The sequence below is a fragment of the Paramaledivibacter caminithermalis DSM 15212 genome, from assembly GCF_900142245.1.
Classification (GTDB): domain Bacteria; phylum Bacillota; class Clostridia; order Peptostreptococcales; family Caminicellaceae; genus Paramaledivibacter; species Paramaledivibacter caminithermalis.
Genome location: NZ_FRAG01000003.1, coordinates 1 through 22,704, shown reverse-complemented (window position 1 = coordinate 22,704; position 22,704 = coordinate 1). Strand labels below are relative to the sequence as shown.

Annotated in this window: 18 protein-coding genes; all 18 read left to right on the top strand. The window is 32.2% G+C overall.

What is annotated here, in order from left to right; translation table 11 throughout:
• Positions 1 to 178: 178 nt before the first annotated feature.
• Positions 179 to 1,051 (top strand): DUF4351 domain-containing protein, encoded by an 873-nt coding sequence (locus tag BUB36_RS01785; RefSeq protein WP_073146682.1) that lies wholly within the window; start codon positions 179 to 181, stop codon positions 1,049 to 1,051.
• Positions 1,052 to 1,261: 210 nt separating this feature from the next.
• On the top strand, positions 1,262 to 1,606 hold the full coding sequence (locus BUB36_RS01780) for a hypothetical protein (RefSeq protein WP_073146681.1): 345 nt from the start codon (positions 1,262 to 1,264) through the stop codon (positions 1,604 to 1,606).
• 243 nt (positions 1,607 to 1,849) lie between these two features.
• Complete coding sequence (locus tag BUB36_RS20095) at positions 1,850 to 1,948, top strand: putative holin-like toxin (RefSeq protein WP_242655700.1); 99 nt, start codon at positions 1,850 to 1,852, stop codon at positions 1,946 to 1,948.
• Positions 1,949 to 2,171: 223 nt separating this feature from the next.
• Complete coding sequence (locus BUB36_RS01775) at positions 2,172 to 2,930, top strand: REP-associated tyrosine transposase (protein WP_073146680.1); 759 nt, start codon at positions 2,172 to 2,174, stop codon at positions 2,928 to 2,930.
• Between the two features lie 139 nt (positions 2,931 to 3,069).
• On the top strand, positions 3,070 to 3,309 hold the full coding sequence (locus tag BUB36_RS01770) for a hypothetical protein (RefSeq protein WP_073146679.1): 240 nt from the start codon (positions 3,070 to 3,072) through the stop codon (positions 3,307 to 3,309).
• Between the two features lie 294 nt (positions 3,310 to 3,603).
• Positions 3,604 to 6,480, top strand: a complete 2,877-nt coding sequence (locus BUB36_RS01765; protein WP_073146678.1) for an S-layer homology domain-containing protein — start codon at positions 3,604 to 3,606, stop codon at positions 6,478 to 6,480.
• A gap of 145 nt (positions 6,481 to 6,625) precedes the next feature.
• Complete coding sequence (locus BUB36_RS01760; protein ID WP_073146677.1) at positions 6,626 to 8,515, top strand: Ig-like domain-containing protein; 1,890 nt, start codon at positions 6,626 to 6,628, stop codon at positions 8,513 to 8,515.
• Between the two features lie 18 nt (positions 8,516 to 8,533).
• Positions 8,534 to 9,658, top strand: a complete 1,125-nt coding sequence (locus BUB36_RS01755; protein WP_073146676.1) for a leucine-rich repeat domain-containing protein — start codon at positions 8,534 to 8,536, stop codon at positions 9,656 to 9,658.
• A 114-nt stretch (positions 9,659 to 9,772) separates the two neighbouring features.
• Positions 9,773 to 11,320, top strand: coding sequence for a S8 family serine peptidase (locus BUB36_RS01750; protein ID WP_073146675.1), 1,548 nt, complete (start codon positions 9,773 to 9,775; stop codon positions 11,318 to 11,320).
• 150 nt (positions 11,321 to 11,470) lie between these two features.
• On the top strand, positions 11,471 to 14,782 hold the full coding sequence (secA, locus tag BUB36_RS01745; protein WP_073146674.1) for a preprotein translocase subunit SecA: 3,312 nt from the start codon (positions 11,471 to 11,473) through the stop codon (positions 14,780 to 14,782).
• Between the two features lie 17 nt (positions 14,783 to 14,799).
• Positions 14,800 to 15,468: a DUF6042 family protein gene (locus tag BUB36_RS01740; RefSeq protein ID WP_073146673.1), complete on the top strand. Its 669-nt coding sequence runs from the start codon at positions 14,800 to 14,802 to the stop codon at positions 15,466 to 15,468.
• A gap of 1 nt (position 15,469) precedes the next feature.
• The gene (locus BUB36_RS01735; RefSeq protein WP_242655699.1) at positions 15,470 to 15,835 is read left to right on the top strand and encodes an HI0074 family nucleotidyltransferase substrate-binding subunit; all 366 of its coding nucleotides are present in this window, start codon (positions 15,470 to 15,472) and stop codon (positions 15,833 to 15,835) included.
• Positions 15,836 to 15,939: 104 nt separating this feature from the next.
• On the top strand, positions 15,940 to 17,109 hold the full coding sequence (locus BUB36_RS01730) for a TolC family protein (protein WP_073146671.1): 1,170 nt from the start codon (positions 15,940 to 15,942) through the stop codon (positions 17,107 to 17,109).
• A 150-nt stretch (positions 17,110 to 17,259) separates the two neighbouring features.
• On the top strand, positions 17,260 to 17,742 hold the full coding sequence (locus tag BUB36_RS01725) for a MarR family winged helix-turn-helix transcriptional regulator (protein ID WP_073146670.1): 483 nt from the start codon (positions 17,260 to 17,262) through the stop codon (positions 17,740 to 17,742).
• A gap of 16 nt (positions 17,743 to 17,758) precedes the next feature.
• Positions 17,759 to 19,198, top strand: coding sequence for a TolC family protein (locus tag BUB36_RS01720; protein ID WP_073146669.1), 1,440 nt, complete (start codon positions 17,759 to 17,761; stop codon positions 19,196 to 19,198).
• 71 nt (positions 19,199 to 19,269) lie between these two features.
• Complete coding sequence (locus BUB36_RS01715) at positions 19,270 to 20,319, top strand: HlyD family secretion protein (RefSeq protein ID WP_073146668.1); 1,050 nt, start codon at positions 19,270 to 19,272, stop codon at positions 20,317 to 20,319.
• 12 nt (positions 20,320 to 20,331) lie between these two features.
• Positions 20,332 to 21,516: an ABC transporter permease gene (locus BUB36_RS01710; RefSeq protein WP_073146667.1), complete on the top strand. Its 1,185-nt coding sequence runs from the start codon at positions 20,332 to 20,334 to the stop codon at positions 21,514 to 21,516.
• The gene (locus BUB36_RS01705) at positions 21,503 to 22,642 is read left to right on the top strand and encodes an ABC transporter permease (RefSeq protein WP_073146666.1); all 1,140 of its coding nucleotides are present in this window, start codon (positions 21,503 to 21,505) and stop codon (positions 22,640 to 22,642) included. The genes BUB36_RS01710 and BUB36_RS01705 overlap by 14 nt, the downstream gene beginning before the upstream one ends.
• Positions 22,643 to 22,704 lie beyond the last annotated feature (62 nt).

The window sequence follows — 22,704 nt, the reverse complement described above, 5'->3', positions numbered from 1 at the left end:
TTTAGTAAAGAAAAGAATGTAACCCAAAGAGAAGTCATGGAAGGAGCACTTATCGAGTATTTACAGAAGTATGGGTTTAAGAATGAGGTTAAGACGGTACTTAAAAATCAGTGAAAAAGTTTTTTCAATAAGTCGGGTTGTGGTATAATAAAATTAAAATGGGGGGCGGTATATCTAAATGTCATACGAAACAAGACCACAAACTTATGATGAAACTATTAAAATATTGGAAAAGAAAGATTATAGAGGAATAGCAGAATTTATATTACCCTCTGTTAAAGATGCCGAGGAAGTTTCCCTAGAACCTACTCAACTATCTGTACCAGATATGAGAGAAATGGATTTTTTGGCAAAGGTCAATATGAATTCTGAGAGTTTCATTCTTCATATAGAATTTGAGACAGCATATAAAAGTAATACAGAAATGATGAAGAGAATGTTAAGATACTATACTTACATTAAATGGCATAATGACTTACCTATATATCAAGTTTTGGTAGTATTAAAGAAGCCAGAAAATGTAAAGAATATAAAAGGAACCTTTGAGAGTAAAGTACAAAATTTAGATGTTCTTAAATATAAGTATAAAGTGATTAAAGCTTACGAAATAGATAAAAACGAAGTACTGAAACAGAGAAAAATTGTTTTATATCCTCTAAGAGTATTTATGAAGCATGATGAAATAGATGAAGAACAGCATATAGAAGAATGCCTAAAAGTTGTTGAAGGATTAGAAGATAAGGATTATTATTATCTAACGGTGGAGTGTGTAAAGAAACTTTACAAAGAAAGCAAGTATGAAAAATATGTAAAGGAGGAGATATTAATGCAATCATCACTATATAGAGAGCCATATGAAAAAGGTATACAACAAGGACGTAAAGATGAAAAGGTTAATACGGTGCTAAAGTTTTTAACAAAACGTTTTGGAATCTTACCAGATGAAATTAAAGAAAAGATAGAAAAATTAGATATGATAAATTTGGATATAATTTTAGATAAAGTCTTAGAATATAAAGATATAGATGATTTGAAAAAGTTTTTACATTAAGGTTATTTAAACGACACAAGGGAACAGTTCTTTTGTGTTGTTTTATTGGTTTGGTGACAGGAGAAGATTTTCTTGTAACCTTTATCTTTTTTCCTTATTGGTTGTTAAGATAATTTGATGCTATTATCGTATAGCATGGGAAAGATATTTTGTTTTGGCTAAAGTAAAAATGTTTTGATATAATTGAGATAGAGAAGGGGGGGTATTTTAGTGGAGCAAGAAAAGATATTGACATTGATATTTAATAAGCTAGAGAATATCGAAAAAGAGCAGCAAGAAATGAAGAAAGAAATATTTATGAAATTGGATAGAGTGGAAGCAAGATTAGATAGAGTAGAAGCGAGATTAGATGGAGTAGAAGCGAGATTAGATGGAGTAGAAGCGAGATTAGATGGAGTAGAAGCAAGATTAGATGGAGTAGAAGCAAGATTAGATAGAGTAAAAGAAGGTCAAAAATCAATAGAGAAATTTATACTTAATTCAGAAATAGCATTTGAAAAATTTGAACAAGATCATAGGTTTATTGAAAAACTAAAAAAGGTTGCTGGTGAATAGAACTAACTCATGAACAGTAGGCATACACAGTAGGGACAGTTTTTGTAGCCAGTTTAGTCAAAAAAAGACTATTCTTTAAATATAATTTTAAGGAATAGCATTTTTATTATATTAAATCTCCAAAAGCATAAAAAATATCTAGAAAACAAAAAATAAATTTGATAAAATAGCACTACGGTAATCGGATAAAAAGCAGGGTATGGGTTGCCACCTTACCTCAGAAAAGAAGGGAGGTGGTGCGATATGAGTACATATGAGGCAATATCTATGATGATAATGTTTGACATATTTACTGTATCCCTTATCTCCTATTTAGATAGGAATAATAACCAAAACAAGTAATTACCATGCACGGTCATGCAGAGTGATTAAGTAAATAAATTTAATCGTCTAGTGGCAATAGCATTTTGCGAATTCGATTACCTTTTTTATTATTATACCATAAATAACAAGAAAATAAACTGGATTTTTATTTTTGATTGCAACCAAAAGGGACTGGCCAAGGGGACGTTTCTTTTGTGTCATTTTTCTTTAATGTGCCATAATAAAACAGGGGTGAAAAAAAGTGCCAAGAAGGGCAAGAGAGAAAAGCAGTACAGGGATATACCACGTTATTCTAAGGGGGATCAATAGACAAAGAATATTTGAAGATGATGAGGATTATGAAAAGCTGCTAGAAACATTAAAGGACAATAAAAAAGTAAGTGGCTATAAGATCTATGCTTATTGTTTTATGAGTAACCATATACATCTCTTAATAAAAGAAGGGGAAGAAGACTTAGGAACTATTTTTAGAAGGATTGGGGCAACCTATGTATATTGGTATAATTGGAAATATAATAGACATGGTCATTTATTTCAGGATAGATATAAAAGTGAAGTAGTTGAAAATGATAGATATTTTCTAACAGTACTTAGATATATACATCAAAACCCATTAAAAGCAGGAATAGTTGAAGATATTTCAAAATATCCCTGGAGTAGTTACAGAGAATACATAGCAAAGCCGATGATATGCGATATAGAAATGGCTCTTTCACTATTTACTGAAGATAGACAAAAAGCGATAGCTTTGTTTAAAGGGTTTAACTTAGAAAAGAATAATGATGTTTGTCTAGAATATAATCAAAATGTGAGGTTAAATGATGAAGAGGCTTCAGAATTTATAAAGGGAATAGCTGAAGTTAAAAGTCCTTTGGAAATCCAAAACTTTAAAAATGAAAAGCGGAATAAAATAATAAAGAAATGTAAAGAAAAGGGATTATCTATAAGACAAATAGAAAGGTTGACTGGGGTTAGCTTTGGAGTTATTAGAAGAATATAACATAGGTGGGACAGTTCTTGTGGTTAACACGGGTTGTTGTGTGATTTCTCATTTATTTCAACAATTTTATATATTAACAATATTTTTACTATTGTTATAGATTTTGATATAATTGATTTATTAAAGGAGGGATTTAAAAATGAAACACGAAAAATTATTAGAGCTGATTCTTGATAAACTTGACAATATAGAAAAACAACAACAGGAAATGAAAACAGAGCAACAGACAATGAAAAAAGAACTTTGTAAAAGGCTAGATAGTATAGAAAAATCACAAAAGGGAATACAGCAATATGTGATTTATGCAGATGATACATTCAAAAAATTTGAGGAAGATCATAAGTTTATAGAAAGATTAAAGAAAGCTATTGGAGAATAAATTTATGTTCCTGCCATATAATGGGTGTTTAAATAAATTTAAAATAATGAACGCTTCTACATTATTAATTTAGATAGAGAATGGGCTATGGAAAGGGATTTTATTATGCTTATGCCATCTATCTTAAATTTTCCTTACAATAAAGAAAAGTATGCAGTATGAATTTTACATGAACTATGCTAAATTTTACGCCTTAGGAGTTAAATTTTTGTTTGTTTGTTTTTTTGCATAAAATGACTAATTCTATTATAATAAGATAGAATTAGTCATTTTTAAAGCTTAAGGAGGAATAAAATGAAGTCTACTAAAAGGACTGTGATGATATTAATAATTACAGGTATATTCTTGATTACTCAGCTAAACATATTTGCCGATACTATAAAGGGTAAAGTAACAAATTCGAGCCAAACAAACACTAGTCAATCAAATTCCGATCAAGCCTATATAAATAAAAAGCCACAAGTTGTTATATCAGGGGAGGAGATTAAGGCATCTGTTGAGAAATTGATGGCATTAGGTATAGTTAATGGAAAAGAAGATGGGCAATATCATCCAGAACAAAACATAACCAGAGAAGAATTTACCAAAATTGTTGTGGAAATGCTAGGGTATGATGATATTATAGGTATTACTGCGAAGAATACTAAGTTTAAAGATGTATCTTCTGATAGTTGGGCTGCTCCTTATATAAACATTGCCGTAAACCATGGAATAATAAAGGGCTATGGAGATAGTCTCTTTAAACCTGATGAGAACGTGACCCTAGGACAAGCTATAACCATAATCCTAAGAGGATTAGGCTATAGAGATGAATACCTATATGGTGAGTGGCCCTATAATTACATTTCAAAGGCTGGGCAAGAAGGTATTTTAAAGGGAATTAATTTAAATTATAACAGTGTTGTCAACCGAGGAATGGTGGCAGTAATTGTGGATAGAGCCTTGGATATGGAACCCGTGGTATCCAGTGTCAATGGAGGTATTAAAAAATCCGATAGAACTCTATTAGAGATCACAAAAAATATACAAAAGCTTGAGGATGTCTTTATAATAGGAAAGGTAAAGGAAGATGATGAAGATGCTGTTAAGGTTAGGTTAACCAAGGACATATACTATGACGGAAAATTACTAGAAGAAGATGAAGAGGAAATATTTAAAATAAGGGATATCAGTAAGCTAGATTTATTAATAGGGATAAAGGCAACATTTCTTATTGATGATGATGGCTATATTTTATTTCAAGAAAGCAACACTTTAGATTTAGAGAATCAAACTGATGCAAACATGGTTCAAAACGCAATAATAGTAAATGATTACCATGAGAAACCAATTAGAAAGATAAAATTATCAGGAATCAATAAATATCTGGATATAGCAAATGATGCTGACATATATGTGGATGGCAAAAAAATTGATGATAAAGATTATGGACAATATCTAAATGATGAGGTTTTTGGAACTTATACAATTGATGGGAACAAGATAACATATGCAAACCTAAACACATGGGAACATGATAGCTTATTGGTTAAGGAAGTGAAGGCTGAAAAGAAAATGCTGGAATGTGTTTACACCATGAAGGACGGTACAAAATATATATCCTTTGATAATCTTAAGGATTCTCCAAATATCTATTTGATAGAAGGACAAATTAAGAGACCAATAAGTTTTACAGAGATATTAAAGGGTGATGTTATTAATATTACCACAGAGGATGAAGATACAGAGGAAGCTTCATTATATGTATGGCGGGATAAGGTAACAGGAAGATTTGAAAAGATTTTGGGAGGCATTAATGGGCAAAATATATCTTTTACCATAAAAGGAAATGAAACAAAATTTGATATAGATGACAATTTTTCATATTCCTATGATGGTGGAAAAAAAATTGTAACAGCTAAGGATGTATCGGGTAGGATATTAAATATATTGACTGATTTTTATAATGCTCAAGTTAGCGTATTTAGAAATTGGAGAAATGAAGTCGTTTATTTGGAAAGCAGTATAAACTTAAAGATTGATCAGTATGGGGTATTGATGTGGTACGATGAAGCTAATGAAAGAATAAAAATATATACACAAACAGGATCAAAAACCACATATTATTTTGAAGATGCAGATGAATATAGTAGGGTTAAGGAGCATATCCCAATTGGAAGTATAATAAAATATTCAATTAGCAAGTCGGGTAAACTGAAGAAATTTAGTGATAATATCGAAGATGATTATATCGAGGTTAATAGAATATCAAAAATTAGAGCTGGAGATAATTTTGGAACTGATTATGCCATTATTAATGGTAAAAAATACGAAGTTGATTCTGATACTGTGTTTTTTGATTATACACAGCATAACCATAATAAAATAACAAAAATATCATGGAACAAGTTTAAGGAAGCAGAGGTTATTGATGATATTGATGTCATAATGGATGAAGAAGGTGGAGTATTAAAGGCATTGTATATATGGAATAATTTAGAAGGACTACAAGATAAGACTAGTCTAGGCTATGTTATTGATAGTTATCAGCTAGGAAGTAAAAGGTATATCGAACTATATAATCACGGATCAGAAGACAAATTGAAATTTGAGTTAGACGATGAATCAGAGGAGATATGTTTAGGTGGGCAATTGGTATTATATCAGATTACAACCTCTAATAAGCTCAAAGTCTCACAGGATGAAGATTTACAGTTTGTTGCAGGTCAAATAAAGGAAATAATTAAAAATAGAATTCAAGTCGATGACGATTACTATTATGTTCACAATGATACAGAAGTATATGAAGATGATAAAAAAGTATCGATAGATGATATAGATGAAGATGCTCTGATAGCCATGTATGTAGAAGATGGCGACGAGGTAAAAATGATGACAATTATCGATAGCGAATATGCAGACGCCTTTGATGAAGGGACTTTAAAGAGCATTGATACTGTTGGGGAAGAAGGTTTAGATATAGAAATTCATGGAGATATAAGGGAGTTCACAGTAGATTCTCAGGTACAGTATATTTTTAAAGATGGATATTTACCTTTAAATACTAGTAGGAAAACATTGACTGAAATATTAGAAAGCAAAATAGGAAATTCCGAACCAACTGTGAAATTTTTATATGATGAGTATACTGATACAATTTACAGTATGATTATTGATATGAATATAAATTAATGAATTATTATGAAGGAGAGTCTTTAAAGGATTCTCCTTTATTTAAAATTGTTACTATTGACTTGTTTAAATTCCATGAAAAGCTCCTTCATCCTATGTTATAATATTTAATAGTAACCATATCCATATCAAGGGGGAGTTGAATTTGGGGATCAGAAAAGTTATATTAATAGTTGCTGTTGTTTATATACTGTATTTTAATCATGTAATTTCCTTTGGTGAAGAAATTGTAACCCAAGAACGGGATTATATGAATTTAGAATTATCCTTTATAGATAAGGATTTAGATGGGGAGAATGAAACAGAGATTCAGATAAATAGAAGTACAAAGGAAATAAGTATTGGGGATAATATTATTGATTATACTGGTTACCTTTCTAATATTTTATATGAAGACTTAACGAAGGATGGCAGCTTAGAAATTATTATAGCTGTTAAGGACGAAGGGACAAGCTCTTATTTGAGCTATAAGATATATGATATAAAAAATATTGAAGATATAAGGGTAATATTTGAGAGAAACAATATATATAAAGGTATATTAGAGATCCATGAAGGTAAAATTATCGAAAAAACACCTATATACTTAGAAGAAGATTCCAATGCTGTACCTAGTCAATATAAGATAAGTGAATACATATATAGCTTAGAAGAAGAAGGCTTCATAATAGATATAGAAAGCTTTAAAAATATTGAAGAACTTGAGAAGGAGCAGCCTGAAAAGGATTATTATATATATTATGAAAATCCTGATAGAAGTGAGATAGAAGCATTAATTGAAGAGGTAGCTATGGAAAGGGCTATTCCACCGATTATTTTAAAGTCTATAGCATATACAGAAAGTAATTTAAGGCAGTTTAAAAATGGCAAACCCCTTGTAAGCTTTGATGGTATAAGTTATGGGATAATGCAGGTAACACCAAGCATACATAGGGAATATGATGAATACAAGCTCAAATATGATATAAGATATAATATTGAAGCTGGGGCAGATATATTGCTAAGCAAATGGGGATATGCTTTTAGAAGCAAACCACTTATACCCCAAATCGGGGATGGTGACCCTAGGATTATGGAAAACTGGTATTTTGCAATTTGGGCATATAATGGTTGGTCGGAGTGTAATAATCCAAATATGATACCATATGAACATAAAACCTGGGTACAGAATAAGGCTTATCAAAATAAGGTTTTAGATTATGCTGAAAGTGAGTTTGGACAACAGATAACTAAGATAGATAAGAATGACTTGCCTGAGACAGGATTACCAGACAAGTATGAAATGTTTGCAACGCCACAACCTTATCACATATGTGAATTAAATACCTATAAATATGGGGACATAGTAATAAACATGACAAAATACGGATTATCTCTAAGAAATGATGATTGGGAAAAGATAGATGCTTTGTCTCCAAGGGTAGGTATGATGGTTGTAAATGGTCCTGCACTGCATAATGGATACATAAGGTACAAGGTCAGCCCCATTGATGAAAACGGAGAGTTAAGCACAGGATGGGTAGCCATGAATTGGATCAAAAGCATGAGAGATAGCGATTTTAATGGTAATGGAAAAACCGATAGATATGATGTTGAGGAGATAGACAAGCATAGAAATGATACTTCTACTGAAGATATGATTAGATTCGACATGAACTATGATGAAATGATAGACTATTATGATGTATTATTAGTCGATAAAAAATATGAGATATCTAGTGCCTATGAGGATTATGAAGTGTTTCCTACAAAGACAGGAGTTTCATATAGAAAGGATTGGATAATAAAATTTAATCAAGAGCTGGATTCTAAAACTGTAAATAATGAAAATATTTATATAAAAAATAGAGAAAATGGTGAGGCGTTTACATCCTTTGTAGAACTATTGAATGATAATAAAACCGTGAAAATCCATCACCCATCTAAAGGGTATACCACTGGAAATACTTATTTAATAGTAATTACAAAAAACGTAAAAGCATATAACCAAAAAGAATTGGTACAGCCTGTAATAATGGAATTTGTTGTAGATTAATATGGGAGGGAAATGATAATGAAGAAAGCCAAGGTAATTATAATAACATTAATCATGGTATTAGCAGCGACTTTATCAGTAAATGCCGTAGAACTGCCTTCGAAAACCGATATATCAATCGAAAAAACATGGACAATCGAATTTAATATGGAGGTAGATGAAAGTACTGTTAATACCAATAATATATATATTACGGATTCCAAAGGAGGGGTTGTGGATTCCATTGTAAAGCTGAGAAAGGATAAAAGAAGTGTATATATAATTCCAAGAGAAAATTACGATTATGGAGAAACCTATTGTATACATATAAATAATAAGGTAAGATCTACCTCTGGAAATTATCTAAGGGAAAAAGTAGAGATGGAATTTACAACCATAAGTATAAATCATCCTCCAGAAGTAATAAATGAAATTGAAGATATAATTGTGAAGGAAGGAGAAGTAATAACCCTAGATTTAAATACTATTTTTAGTGATCCCGATGGTGATTCACTTATTTTTGGAGCAACTCTTGGAGATTTATATGATAATATTTTTAGATACACTGCCAATAAAGATATAGACATGGATAGGATTTTGCTTGTAGCAAGTGATGGAGAAGCTGTGGCTAAATATGAGTTCAATATAATTTTGAATAAAATTATCAATTTTGGAGATAGAAATATTGAAGCGGCTGTAAGGGATGCAATAGATAAGCCAGGTGGAGTTGTTTATGTAGAGGATGTTAAGAATATCACAGAGCTGGCTGTAAATAAAAAGGGAGTATGCGATCTAGAAGGGATTCAATATCTAACGGGATTAAAGAGTTTACAGCTTGCTTTTAATAATATTGAAGATATTAGCTTATTGAAGAATTTAGTTAACTTGGAAAGCTTAGATCTTAGAGTTAATAGCATTGAAGATATTAGTGTAGTAAGAAAACTTGTTAATTTAACTAGCTTAGAGCTTGGATATAATAAGATAAGTAATATTAGCTATTTAGGAAACCTGGATAAATTGGTTGAATTAGATATAAGCTATAATAAAATAGAAGATATTAGTGCCCTTAGCAGTATTGCTGGAAATCTTGAAATATTAATATTTATTGGAAATGATATTAAAGATTTTAGTCCTATTGATGATTATATAAATAAAAACAATTAATTGTGTTTATAAAGAAGGGCATATAAAAAAATCGCTATACTTGTTTCTAAGGCCTGATATATGAGATATCGGGCTTTCAAAGTATATATGGATTTGAAATGGGGGAATATCGATATGAAGAAGCTTTTGACAGGATTTATATTTATAGCCATGATAATTTTTTTAAGTTCTTCTGCATATGGAGAAGGCAAATTAGATATTGATGGAGATATAAATAATAGGGAATATAAAAGATTATTAATAGTGTATAAAGAAGAGAGATATAAGCATAGGAAAACTAAAAAATATGGCAGGGGACTGGAAAGGATTCCTAAAGCTATTGAAGACAAGATAAAGAAAATAAAAAGGCTTGAAAACTTAAATATAGATATTGTTTCTATTGATGAAAAGGAGGATGTAGAGGAAGTAATTGAGGAGCTTAATAAAAGTGAGTATATAGAAGGTGTGGAGGAGGATGTAAGGAGAAGCTTTTTTTATATGCCAAATGATTTAGAATATGATTTGCAATGGGGACTAGGTAATCCTAATATCAATATTGCTAAGGCGTGGCAGCTTATTGAAAATGTGGGTGCTGGTAATAATGAGGTGGTAGTGGCTGTAATAGATAGCGGCATAAATAGCAGTCATGAAGACTTAGTAAACAGAATTGATTTTGATGGATATAATTTTAGATCAAATGATTATAATATAGAAGATTTTCATGGGCATGGTACTGCAGTTGCAGGAATTATTGCTGCCCAGACTGACAACAATATAGGGATTGCAGGGGTAGTAGGTAAATTTGATGCCAATATTTTGCCTTTAAAGGTTGGAGAATGGGTTTCTGAGGAGATAGCTGCTATAAATTATGCCATTGAAAAGAAAGTAGATGTGATAAATATAAGTATGGGTGGAGAAATGTATATAGCTACAGAAAATCTTGCTATCCAGAGGGCAGTAGATTCAGGTATCGTTGTAGTAGCCGCTGCTGGAAATGAGGCACAGGAGGGTAATAAAGCCCTATATCCTGCCAGCTATGAAAATGTTATTTCTGTTGGCTCCATGAATGAACTTGAAGATGTATCATGGTTTTCAAATTATAATCCCTATGTAGACTTGGTAGCCCCTGGAGAAGGTATTTATTCTACTGACCGTAATGGAAAATATGCCTATTTTAATGGTACATCTTTTTCAACTCCCTTTGTAGCAGGTGTTTGCGCACTCCTTAAAACCATAGATAAATCATTAACTCCAAAGGAGATAGAGGACATTCTTTTTAGTACTGCCACAGACAAAGGTGAGTATGGTAGGGATGATTATTATGGATATGGGATAGTGAATCCAGTAGAAGCGGTAAAGACCCTTGTGGGGATTCATGAGGAGGAGTATCAAGAATTTTCGCCTAAAATCGATGTCCCATTGGATAAAAAATGGACTATAAGATTTAATATGGAGTTAGATGGAAGTCATATAAATGATTCCAATGTTTTTATAGTAGATAAAACAGGCATAAAGATTCAAAGTGAAATTAGTCTAATGTCCGATAAGAAAGGAATAATCATAACTCCTATAGCCAACTATGAGTCAGGTCAAGAATATAGTCTAATAATAAATAAGGATATAAAAGCAGTTAATCAAGAAAGCTTAGTAAAATCTGTAAAAATGACATTTATAACTGAATAAAAAGTTGAAGGTTTTTTACATCCTTTATCATAATATTAAAAATAAATTAAATAGATATGTGTTTTCTTTAAAACTTTAAAAAATAATGGTAAAATGAAAAAATGAACTTTTATACTTGGAATTGTATAGACAATCTTTAGGAGGAAAAAAATGAAAAACTTTTTGAAAAGTTTGGTTAATTCACATGACAAGAAAATAGGACAGCTTGAGAAAAGAGCTGAAAAGATATTAAGGCGTGAAGCTGAAATTGAAAAACTATCCGATGAAGAATTAAGGAATAAAACTGAAGAATTTAAAAATAGACTTGAAAATGGGGAAACCTTAGATGATATATTGGAGGAAGCATTTGCCGTTGTAAGGGAAGCCTCATATAGAGTGCTTGGTATGAAGCATTTTCCTGTACAATTGATAGGTGGTATGGTTTTACATAATGGGGATATTGCTGAGATGAAAACTGGTGAGGGTAAAACCCTTGTTGCAACCCTGCCAGCTTATCTAAATGCTCTTACAGGCGAAGGAGTTTTTGTAGTTACTGTCAATGACTATCTTGCTGCAAGAGACAGGGCGGAGATGGGGCAAATATATGAATTTTTGGGTTTAAATGTTGGATTAATAAGTAGAGAGATGAGGCTTGATGAAAAAAAGGCTGCTTATATGTGTGATATAACCTATGGCACAAATAGTGAGTTTGGCTTTGATTATCTAAGGGATAATATGGCAGTATTAAAGGAAAACGTTGTTCAAAGGAGCCTAAATTATGCCATAATAGATGAGGTTGATAGCATTTTAATAGATGAATCAAGAACACCTCTTATTATTTCTGGACAAAGCAATAGACCGTCCCAGTATTATATAACAGTCGATAAATTTGTAAAGAGTTTAAAGAAGGACGATTATGAAACCAATGACGATAATAGAATTATAACACTTAGCGACTCTGGCATGGACAAGGCTGAAAGGGTTTTTGGACTGGAGAATATTGCGGATGTAAAAAATATGGAGCTTTTGCATCATATCAGACAAAGCCTTTATGCCAATTATATAATGAAAAAGGATCAGGATTATGTTGTTAAGGATGGAGAGATACAGATAGTAGATAAATTTACTGGTAGACTTATGCCTGGTAGAAGATTCAGCAGAGGACTTCATCAAGCCATAGAGGCTAAGGAAGGCGTAGAAATTCAAAAGGAATCAAAGACAATGGCAACCATAACCTATCAGAATTATTTTAGAAAGTTTAAGAAGCTGTCTGGCATGACGGGTACAGCATATACCGAGAGAAGCGAGTTTAGAAGTATTTATAATATGGATGTTTTTGTTATACCAACCAATAAGCCTTTAATTCGTATAGATCATGAAGACAAACTTTTTAAAACTGAAGAAGCAAAATTTAAAGCTGTTGTGGACGAGATAGAAAAAAGGCATAAGAAGGGTCAGCCTGTTCTTGTGGGAACCATATATATAGATAAATCTGAAATATTAAGTGATATGCTGGACAAAAGAGGGATTTCACATAAACTGTTAAATGCAAAGCAGGATAAAGATGAGGCAGAGATAGTATCGAAGGCAGGACAAAAAAATGCCGTAACTATAGCTACCAACATGGCTGGTAGAGGGACAGATATAAAGCTTGGTGAAGGAGTTGCTGAGCTTGGAGGGCTTTTGGTTCTAGGAACAGAAAGACATGATTCCAGAAGGATTGATAATCAGCTAAGGGGACGTTCAGGGCGTCAGGGTGATCCTGGTGAATCCATATACTTTATTTCCCTTGAAGATAGCTTATTCCAAAAGCTTGGATTAGAAAGAATGGCTAAAATAAAGGATATGGTAGATAAGCTTGGAGTGCCAGATTATGAAGCCATTGAGGATAAAATGCTGTCCAAGGCAGTTGAAAATACTCAAAGAACTATAGAAAACTATAATTTTAAGATTAGAAAGAGTACCCTTGAATTCGATGAAATATTAAATAATCAAAGAGAGACCATATATAATGAGAGAAATAAGATTCTTAATGGCGAGGATATGAGCGACTTTATTAAGGAAGTGATAAAGGGACTTATTGAAAAGGCTGTGGATGTATTTACAGGTGAGCAACAATATCCTGAACAATGGGATTTAGTTGGGCTTCAAGATTATTTAGATAATAAGCTTGGATTTAACGGACGATTTAACTTAAAGGATTTAGAGTTAGATGAAATAGTCAAATTAGAAAAGGCTCAGCTAAAAAAAGATATTTATGAAGAAGGCTTAAGGATATATGGTGAAAAAGAGAAGGAAATTGGAGAAAAGAGCTTTAGATACTTAGAAAGACTTATATTTATGAAGAATATAGATAGGAAATGGGTTGAACACCTTGATGTAGTTGAGCAAATAAGACAAGGAATAGGCTTTCAAGGCATTGGTAGAGAAGACCCTGTTAGAGTGTTTAACAGGGAAGCCTTTAATCTTTTCAATGACATGCTTGAAGATATAAAGGAAGAAACTACAAGATATATATTTGGGCTAAAGAAGAGCAGTAAGTCCCATAAAAAAGAGGAAACTAAAATTACTGAAAAAGAAAGAGAAGAACGGGTGTTAGAATTAGAAGATAAGTATAAGGTGAGTAGAAAACACCTTCCACAAATACCTGCTAATCTACCTCAGATTAGATTTAATGCAGATATAAATGCTACTGAGAATATTGATGTAGATATTGCACTATATTATCTTTCAAATGGTTTAGAGGAAAGACTAAGTGAATATGATAAGACAATTCAAGTTAAAGGAGTTTTTCCAGTAGAATTTCAAAAGCCTAAGGATAAGGATTGGGAAAAGGGCTGGTATCAGGCAAAGATATTTGTTGCTGGTGAAGAAGCTTCTATTATAAATTTCATGGTAACAGATGCTGTAGACCTTGAAGAAATGAAAAGAAAGAGAGAAATCCAAAGGAAAACAGATTTAAGTGTAAAATTCTTTTCCAATAAGTCTCCAAATATATCATTTAAATTAGATATAAATGATTATAAAGGTGATAAGATACAGGCCGCTTTAATATATAATGGAGATCAAAAAAATGCTTCTAGATTTGATGTACCTGTTAATGATGCCAAGGCTGGCATAAACCTTCATAGACCTAAGAATGGATGGAGAAATGGATTCTACCAGTTAGTTTTAGGGGTAGAAGGTAAGGGTCAAATAGCAATACCCTTTATGATTGTTGATGAATATAAGAGGGAAGAGGAAGAAATAAATATAAAACTGAATGTTAATATACCTGAGGGTAAAGCCATAGACATTATTGGTCAAATGGTTTATATAGAAACTAAACAGCAGGTAGTAGCTGTTCCGATTAAATTAAACAAGGCAGGGGAATTTAATATTCAGATTAAGAAGCAAGATAAAAATTGGAATATAGGAAGATACGAATTTAGATTGATTGCTTCTAACAAGATAATATTAACAAAGCATTTCTTAATAAAGTAGGATTAAGGAGGAATAACATGGAAAAAAAAGGTACTATTCATATGCCTAAGGAGATACACGAATATTTATGGCTTAGATATTTACCAGAAACTACTTATAAAATGTATATTATGATAGGATATTTACAGACAGAAAAAATAAGAGGTGATGAGGCTACTAAAAAATTATTAGGAGCCAACCTTAAAGAAGAAAATGCCATTCCTAAGGTTATTGAGGAAAAGAAGAGATTACTTAAAAGCCTAGGGTTTAAGTATCCAGAGAATAGGCAAGATGATTTAAAGCTATTGCTTGATTTTAATCTTATTAAGATAGGTAAGGATAAGGAAGATAATGTAGTTTATGTATATAATATCCCTGTTCCAAAGCCACAAGATATTTTAAAGCTTAATGAGGAAGAGCTACAGACCCTTGAAAATATTAAGTTTGAGATTAAATATCAGAATGCCTTTAATATGATACTGACTTTACTTATTAATAATAATGGAAACTTAATGTCGACCCTTGAACATATTCAAACTACTACTAAAGTAAAGCTAACGGATATAAAGCTTGTATTGGAATATCTAGTAAAAGAAGGCTCAATATCTGTTAGGACACAAAAAGACATTTCTAAGCTTAAAAAAGCTGATAAGATTTTTATAAAGATAAATGAGGATGTGTTTGAGGAAAAGAGGCTTGTGTTATAATGTGATAGTAGATGATCTAAGACTGTATAAAAGACCTTTTAAAAGAAGTACCTCTTTAAAGGGTCTTTTATTGTTAAAAGAATATACTTTTGAATTAGCTTGGAAAACCATGAAAGATTATTTAGAGCAAGAAGGATTTGATGTAAAAAGCCCAAGAAAAACAATACAAACAGCTTTTCAGATACAGCTAATTACTGATGGACATCTATGGATTGATGCATTAGAGAAAAGAAATCTGATGGAACATACTTATGATGAAAAAAAAAGCAATAGAAGCAAAAGAATTAATAAAGAAAAAATATTATGGCATCATAAAGAACTTAAAGAATACATTGATAGAGTTGGAAAAATAATCTTTGAAAAATAATTTAATATAATATTAATAATTTTTACGTTGACATAAAAAGTTAATTAATATAAAATCAAAACATAACCGACCAGCGAGTCAGTATATAGAAAGGATGGGAGTTAATGAAAAAATATATTTCTAGTATTATTCTTGTTTTGGTTGTATGTTTGTCTTTGGTAGGAACTACCTTGGGTGAAAGCAATATTGTTGATAGTATGGATTTTCAAGATAAAGGTGTTAGTTTAAGCTTAAGTGAAGCTATCGATGAGATAATGAAGGACAGTCCAACTATAAAGAAGGCACAGTTTGATTTGGAACAAGCTGAGGTTGACTACGATAAATATAGGAGTGCTTTAAGAAAAGCAAGAAAATCAGTTAATACAGATAAAAAAGATACTGCATCCTACTTGCAATCAGTAAGTTTATTAGAACTTACTGGGGAATATGGCTTAGATAATGCTAAAAGAAATTATGAAGCTACAGTAGAAAAATTAAAGGCAGACATAGAAGAAGCCTACTATAGACTGCTTCAAGCACAACAATTAGAGGAAATTAATAAAGTTAATGTTGAAATCACAAAGGATTTGCATGAAAAGACAAAGAAAAAATTTGAATTAGGCTTAATTGCTAAACAGGAAGTAATTAATAGTGAATTGAGCTTAATAAAAGCAGAAAACGATTATAAATCAGCACAAAATACTGTAAAAAATGCAAAAATGCTTTTGAATGTGAAATTGGGCAATGATATAATGACTGAGCTAGAGCTAAAGGATGAATTAAAGTATAGGGAATTTAAACTTGACAGTATTGCAGATGCAATATCAAAGGCTTTGGCCAACAGAAATGAAATCAAAGCAGCTGAGTTTGGGTATGAACTTGCAAAGCTTAATTTTAAGATAACAGAAAAGAAATATACAGGTAATACATATGCCTATAAAGAACAGAAAGTTAAAAGTGAAAAAGCAGAAAAAGATTTTAAAGATGCTAAGAAAAATATTGAGATGGAAGTTAGAATGAATTACCTAGATGTATTACAGAAACAAGAAGAAATAAAGGCAGGAGAAAAATCAGTAGAACTAGCAGAAGAGGCACTGAGACTAAGCCAATTATCCTATGATGTAGGTATGAGCGTATTGACCGATGTTCAAAAAGCTCAAACTGCTTTACTTCAAGCTAAACTAGGACTTTCTAAGGCTATATTAGATTATAATTTGGCAGTTCTAAAATTTGAAGATTCCATAGGAGTAGGAAGAACAAGCATGTCTTCTGGAGCAGGAACACAAGGAATGTAGGGAAACTACCAAAAATAATACTTATAAAAATCGACAATCGTTTTTTGAATGTCGATTTTTTATTATAATTAGTTAATATATAAACTATTTACATATTAAATTTAAACGTGTATAATATAAATATATATATAACATATACGGAGGTGTGATGTGAATAAGGTTAAAAGATTATTTGAAAGCTACAATTGGGTAGGTGATATTGCCAACAAGACCATTATTGAGCTTCAAAAAACTGCTGAGATATTGGAAGAAATTCATAATAAGTTTTTTAATGAATTTGATATATCCAGTACAAAGTTTAATTTGTTAGTTATTTTATATAACGCCTCCGAGGCAGGGATGACCCTATCGGAGATAGGCAAAGAGATGTTAGTTACTAAGGCAAATATAACTGGTCTTGTGGATAGACTTGAAAAACAGGGTTACGTAGTAAGAAAAAAACATCATGGTGATAGGAGAAAAATAATAGCAGTCATAACCCATAGTGGAGAAAGGTTTACAGAAAAGGTTATAAAGGAATATAAGGTTTGGTCAAAGGAAGTAATGACTATTCTTGATGATGAAGAGAAGAGTCAACTACTATACTTATTTAAAAAGCTCCAAGCAGGTTTAATCAATAAAAATTTTGTGTAGAAGGGAGTAATGATTTATGTTAAAAAACAGGGTATTAGTTTCATTTGTTATTATGTTACTTATGTTTAATACATTTACAGTTTTTGCACAGGAGGATGCTATAAAAAAAGATAAGGATTATTTTTTAACCATAGAAGAGGCTGTGCAGCTTGGATTGGATAATAGCATCGATTTAAAAATAGTAAGAAATGAAATAGATATAAGCGATTTGAAGCAGGATAGAAGTGAATATTTAAGTGAAAAACTGGAGGATGGAGATCATAAGATAAGAGAAAGCAAAGAACAATTAAATCAAGCTCAAGACTTATTAGACAAAGGAATAGCTCCAAAGGATATACAGCTTCCCGACGGTAGTGTTATTAAACAGGGAACCAGCATCGACAATTTACCTTTGCCTGAAGAAGTTAAAGATCAGATAAAGGCGGGCATACAAGATGAAATAGACAGTAATAGTCTGAAAATTAATTCAGGAGAATTAATCCTTATAGATACACTACAGGATGCAGGAATAACACTTTCAGAAAAGCTGAAATTCGATAGCTTACAATCATTAAATGTCGACTCAACTGCGGATTTAATGACAACCATGGCTGATATATCCTATGAGGTTACAGCAGCATCCTATGATATATATAAAAATCAAATTGCCATGCTTATACAAAAAAATTATTATGATGTATTAAAGGCACAAAAAATACTTGAGGTAAAGAAAAAAGCCATGGAAAGGGCTAAAAAACAGTACGAATTTGCCAAGGACAGTTATGAGGTAGGTATGAAGGCTAAGGATGATATGCTGCTTACTGATGTCTATTATAAAGGGACACAAATAGAGTATAAAAAAGCAGAAGCAGACCTTGAAAATGCTCTTATAGAGCTTAAGAAAAATCTAAATATTCCTTTAGATAAAGAAATAGTACTTACGGATGTCTTAGTGGATGATAGAGAAATACCGAACCTAGAGGAGGGGTTAAAAAGCGGACTCAAAAATAGACTGGAAATAAAAAAGGCATTAGGTGAAGTTGGAGTATATGACTTGAATCTTGAAGTTGTAAATAGAAAATATACTCCAAACACATTCCAATATAAGGAAGCAGCATTGCTTAAAAAGAAGGCAAGATTAAACTACGATAAAGTTTTTCAAAATGTAGAAGCATCAATAAGACAATCCTATCAAACCCTTATAGCTGTCGGTGACATGATGGAGAAGGCAAAGGATATGGTGGAAAAGGCTAAGGAAAATGTTGAAATAGCTGAATATAAGTACAAAGAGGGATTTGGAGTAGAAACCAGCCTTCTTAAAAAACTAGACATTGAAGCAGCAGCAGGAACAATCATTGAGGTGCTGGCTGCTGAAGAGAATTTATCTAATGTTGAAGAAAAGGTAGTGGAGATAATTTACAACTATAATTTAGCTAAAATAAAATATTATAATGATGCTGGAAAGTTTATTTATTAAGAAAACTAGATTAACCTTGGGGACTGTTCCTATGGTAAAAATAATTATTTGCTTTGGAGGGAGACATAAAAATGAGAAGCTTAAATAAATATATATTTATTTCAATGTGCCTATTACTACTCTTAATGACAGGTTGTAGTGCTGGTGCTGCTGAGAAAAATGAAATTAATGTATTCAATGAGTCAGAGGGAATAGTGGCACAGGGTGTGATAGAAGCTAAGGAAGTTAGTATAAACAGTAAAATACCTGGAAGAATTGGAAAGATATATGTTGAAGAGGGTGTTGAAATAGAAGCAGGGCAACTACTTGTTGAAATATCAAGTGATGAGCTTCAGGCAAAGAAGGAGCAGGCCCTTGCCCTTGTAAAAGCAGCTGAGGCAGCCCATGAAGCAGCAAAGGGACAGGTAAAGGCAGCAAAGTCTTTACTTGCAAAGGCACAAAATGGAGCCAGAGAGCAGGAAATCGCAAAAGCTCAAGCCTATTATGACCTTATGGCTTCTACATATGAAAGGGTAGAGAAGCTTTTTGAAAAAGGAGCAGTTTCAGAACAAAAAAAGGATGAGGTAAAAACACAATTGGAGGTTGCTAAACAAACCTTGAGTATGGCTAAGGAAGGAGCAAGAAGTGAGGATATAAGCAGTGCTGAAGCTCTTGTGACCCAAGCTTTGTCCATGGAACAGGCGGCAAAGGGCAAGCTGGAACAAGCTCAAGCAGGGCTTCAAGAGGTAGAAGCCTATTTAAAGGATACTAAGATATCTGCTCCTATAAATGGGGTTATAACACAGGTAAATGCAGATGAAGGGGAACTTGTATCTACGGGTATGTCGATAGCAACTATTACTAACCTTAATAAACCTTGGGTAGAGGTTAAGATTAAGGAAACAGATTTAGAAAAAATATCTTTAGGGCAGGAAGTAAAGGTAAAGGTTCCAAGCTTTTCAGAGGACATATTCAAGGGAAAGGTAGTACGCATTAATAAGAAGCCTGATTTTGCAACTAAGAGAGCAACTAATGATAATGGAGATTTCGACATTATTTCCTTTGGAGTAAAGATACAAATAGAAAATAATGATAAGGTGTTAAGACCAGGAATGACAGCCTTTGTTCAGTTCTTAAAATAGGTGGTGAAAGCCATGATAAGCAGCTTATGGACTACTATAAAAAGAGAATTCAATATAATGATGAGGGGAAAGATGATATTTATAGTAATAATCATCATTCCTCTTTTGACTAATATTTTACTCGGTTATGAATTTAATAAAGATATAATTAATAAAATCCCCATGGCAGTATATGATGGAGATAACTCATCCCTTAGTAGAATGATTATAGAACAATTTAGAGAAAATGATATGTTTGATATCAAATATTATGTTGAGGATAGCAATGATATAAAGGGCTTAATAGATGACAGCAAGGTTAGAGTAGGAATGGTTATACCAAAGGGCTTTAGTAAAGATGTACTAGAGACGAAGTCTCCGAGTATACTAATGGTGTATGATGGCAGTCATATGCCCATCGCCGCAGCTGCAAAGAAAAATGCATCAGAAATACTTTTAACTCTAAAAACTGGTATATTGATGAAGGTATTGAAGGCAAAATTAAACCTTCCTGGTGATACGGCAGAAAAGATGGCTTTAGCCATTAATTTCAGCAGCAGAACATTGTATAATCCGACGGGAAGCTATAAAAGCTTTTTAAATATAGGATTTGGGACTGCAATAGTACAGTCGGGAATTGCAATAATGTCTGCATCAGCCATAAGGGCAGCTGAGATAGCAAAAGAAAAAGGAAAAAGACTTGGGTATTTATTGGGAAAGGTCATTTTCTATGGTTTTGTGGGGTGGATTTCTCTGTTATTAAATATTTTAATTCAGTACAAAATATTTAGAGTTACCTTTAGGGGGCAATTTTTAGATGCTGCTATATTAAGTATATTTCTTTCCTTGGCAGTAGCAGCCTTTGGCGTAATGATATCAAGCTGGATTAGAAACTCTATAGTCTCAACAATGATAAATTCAGTTATATTTGTGCCAAATACAATAATGGTTGGATATACATGGCCAGTCTTATCCATGCCAAGAGTATATAAATCAATGGCAAATTTTTATCCCTTTTATCATTATGCAGACAATATAAGGGATTTGTTTCTCAAAGGACTACCGATTTCAGAAATGAATAAAGATATAATTTGGCTACTGGAATTTACTATGGTAGTGCTTGTCATAGGAGCATTAGGTATTCTTATAATAAAGGTGAAAGAAGACATCCCAAGGATTTCTTCAAATAAGGAGGAGGAAAAAATTGCTATTTCTTAGGATGCTGTTTGAAGAATTTAAAAGCATAATCTTTGAAAAAGATGTTATAATATTGCTTGTACTTGGACCAATTTTTTTAACCTTCATATTTGGAGGAGCCTATTTGAATAGCTATGTTGAGGATATTCCTATTGCAGTATTGGATGAAGATAATTCCAGCATGAGCAGGATGATCCTACAGCAGTTTAGTGAAGATGATAGATTTAATTTATGTTATAACACAAATTCCAGAGAAGAACTAAAGAATCTCATAGATTCACGTAAAGTTCATATGGGGTTATATATACCCCCTGATTTTTCTAAGGATGTAACCACCTTAGAATCTTCGGATGTGCTGATAGTTGTAGATGGAAGCAATATGGTTGTGGGAAATAATGCTTATGCTCAGGCTGCAAGTATAATTCAAACAATTGCAGCAGGAACACAGATAAAATTAATTGAGGCAAAGGGAATAGTACCAAGTTTATCATACAATATTGCTATGCCATTTCAATTTACCGACAGGATTCTATATGACCCTAAAATGACATATATGAATTATCTTATAGTAGGATTTATTGGAGTATTTTTACAACAGGTGATGTTGTCGGGGGTAGGAATAAGTGTAGTAAAAAAGGGAGAATATTTGGCTGGTAAAAAGACATTTAAAAAGCTTTTTGCTAGATTAATTGTTTTATCAACTTTGGGATTGGCATCTACGTTTACATCGATATACATTGCCTATAGTTTTTTCAATATCCCCATTAAGGGAAACATGCAGGTGGCATTTTTAATGGCATTGATATTTATACTTGCCATTAGTTGTCCAGCAATTATATTGGCAGCTCTGGTAAAGGATAGATTGAAGTTTGCTCAGATATCCTTTATGCTGTCTCTGCCTACCTTTGCCACTAGCGGTTATCTGTGGACAATGGATCAGCTTCCAGCTCCCCTGATTACTGGAATAAAGATGCTGTGGCCCCTAATATATTTTGTAAGACCCTTTGATGAGGTTATAGTAAAAGGACTCAGCTTTGAGGTTGTAAAAGGAAATATTATGGAAATGCTGATATATACATTGATATGGATGCCTATAGCCATATTTATATTAAAAAAGAGATATAAACAAGAGGAATGTGCAAACTAGGAAAGTTTAGCTGCTACCTTATGGTTAGCAGCTTATATCATATATGGAATAAGCTAAAAAAT

Excerpts from the sequence above, each read along its gene's own strand:
- BUB36_RS01785 (WP_073146682.1), top strand. The coding sequence starts at position 179 with ATGTCATACGAAACAAGACCACAAACTTATGATGAAACTATTAAAATA.
- BUB36_RS20095 (WP_242655700.1), top strand. The coding sequence starts at position 1,850 with ATGAGTACATATGAGGCAATATCTATGATGATAATGTTTGACATATTT.
- BUB36_RS01770 (WP_073146679.1), top strand. The coding sequence starts at position 3,070 with ATGAAACACGAAAAATTATTAGAGCTGATTCTTGATAAACTTGACAAT.
- BUB36_RS01765 (WP_073146678.1), top strand. The coding sequence starts at position 3,604 with ATGAAGTCTACTAAAAGGACTGTGATGATATTAATAATTACAGGTATA.
- BUB36_RS01755 (WP_073146676.1), top strand. The coding sequence starts at position 8,534 with ATGAAGAAAGCCAAGGTAATTATAATAACATTAATCATGGTATTAGCA.
- BUB36_RS01750 (WP_073146675.1), top strand. The coding sequence starts at position 9,773 with ATGAAGAAGCTTTTGACAGGATTTATATTTATAGCCATGATAATTTTT.
- secA (WP_073146674.1), top strand. The coding sequence starts at position 11,471 with ATGAAAAACTTTTTGAAAAGTTTGGTTAATTCACATGACAAGAAAATA.
- BUB36_RS01740 (WP_073146673.1), top strand. The coding sequence starts at position 14,800 with ATGGAAAAAAAAGGTACTATTCATATGCCTAAGGAGATACACGAATAT.
- BUB36_RS01730 (WP_073146671.1), top strand. The coding sequence starts at position 15,940 with ATGAAAAAATATATTTCTAGTATTATTCTTGTTTTGGTTGTATGTTTG.
- BUB36_RS01720 (WP_073146669.1), top strand. The coding sequence starts at position 17,759 with ATGTTAAAAAACAGGGTATTAGTTTCATTTGTTATTATGTTACTTATG.
- BUB36_RS01715 (WP_073146668.1), top strand. The coding sequence starts at position 19,270 with ATGAGAAGCTTAAATAAATATATATTTATTTCAATGTGCCTATTACTA.
- BUB36_RS01710 (WP_073146667.1), top strand. The coding sequence starts at position 20,332 with ATGATAAGCAGCTTATGGACTACTATAAAAAGAGAATTCAATATAATG.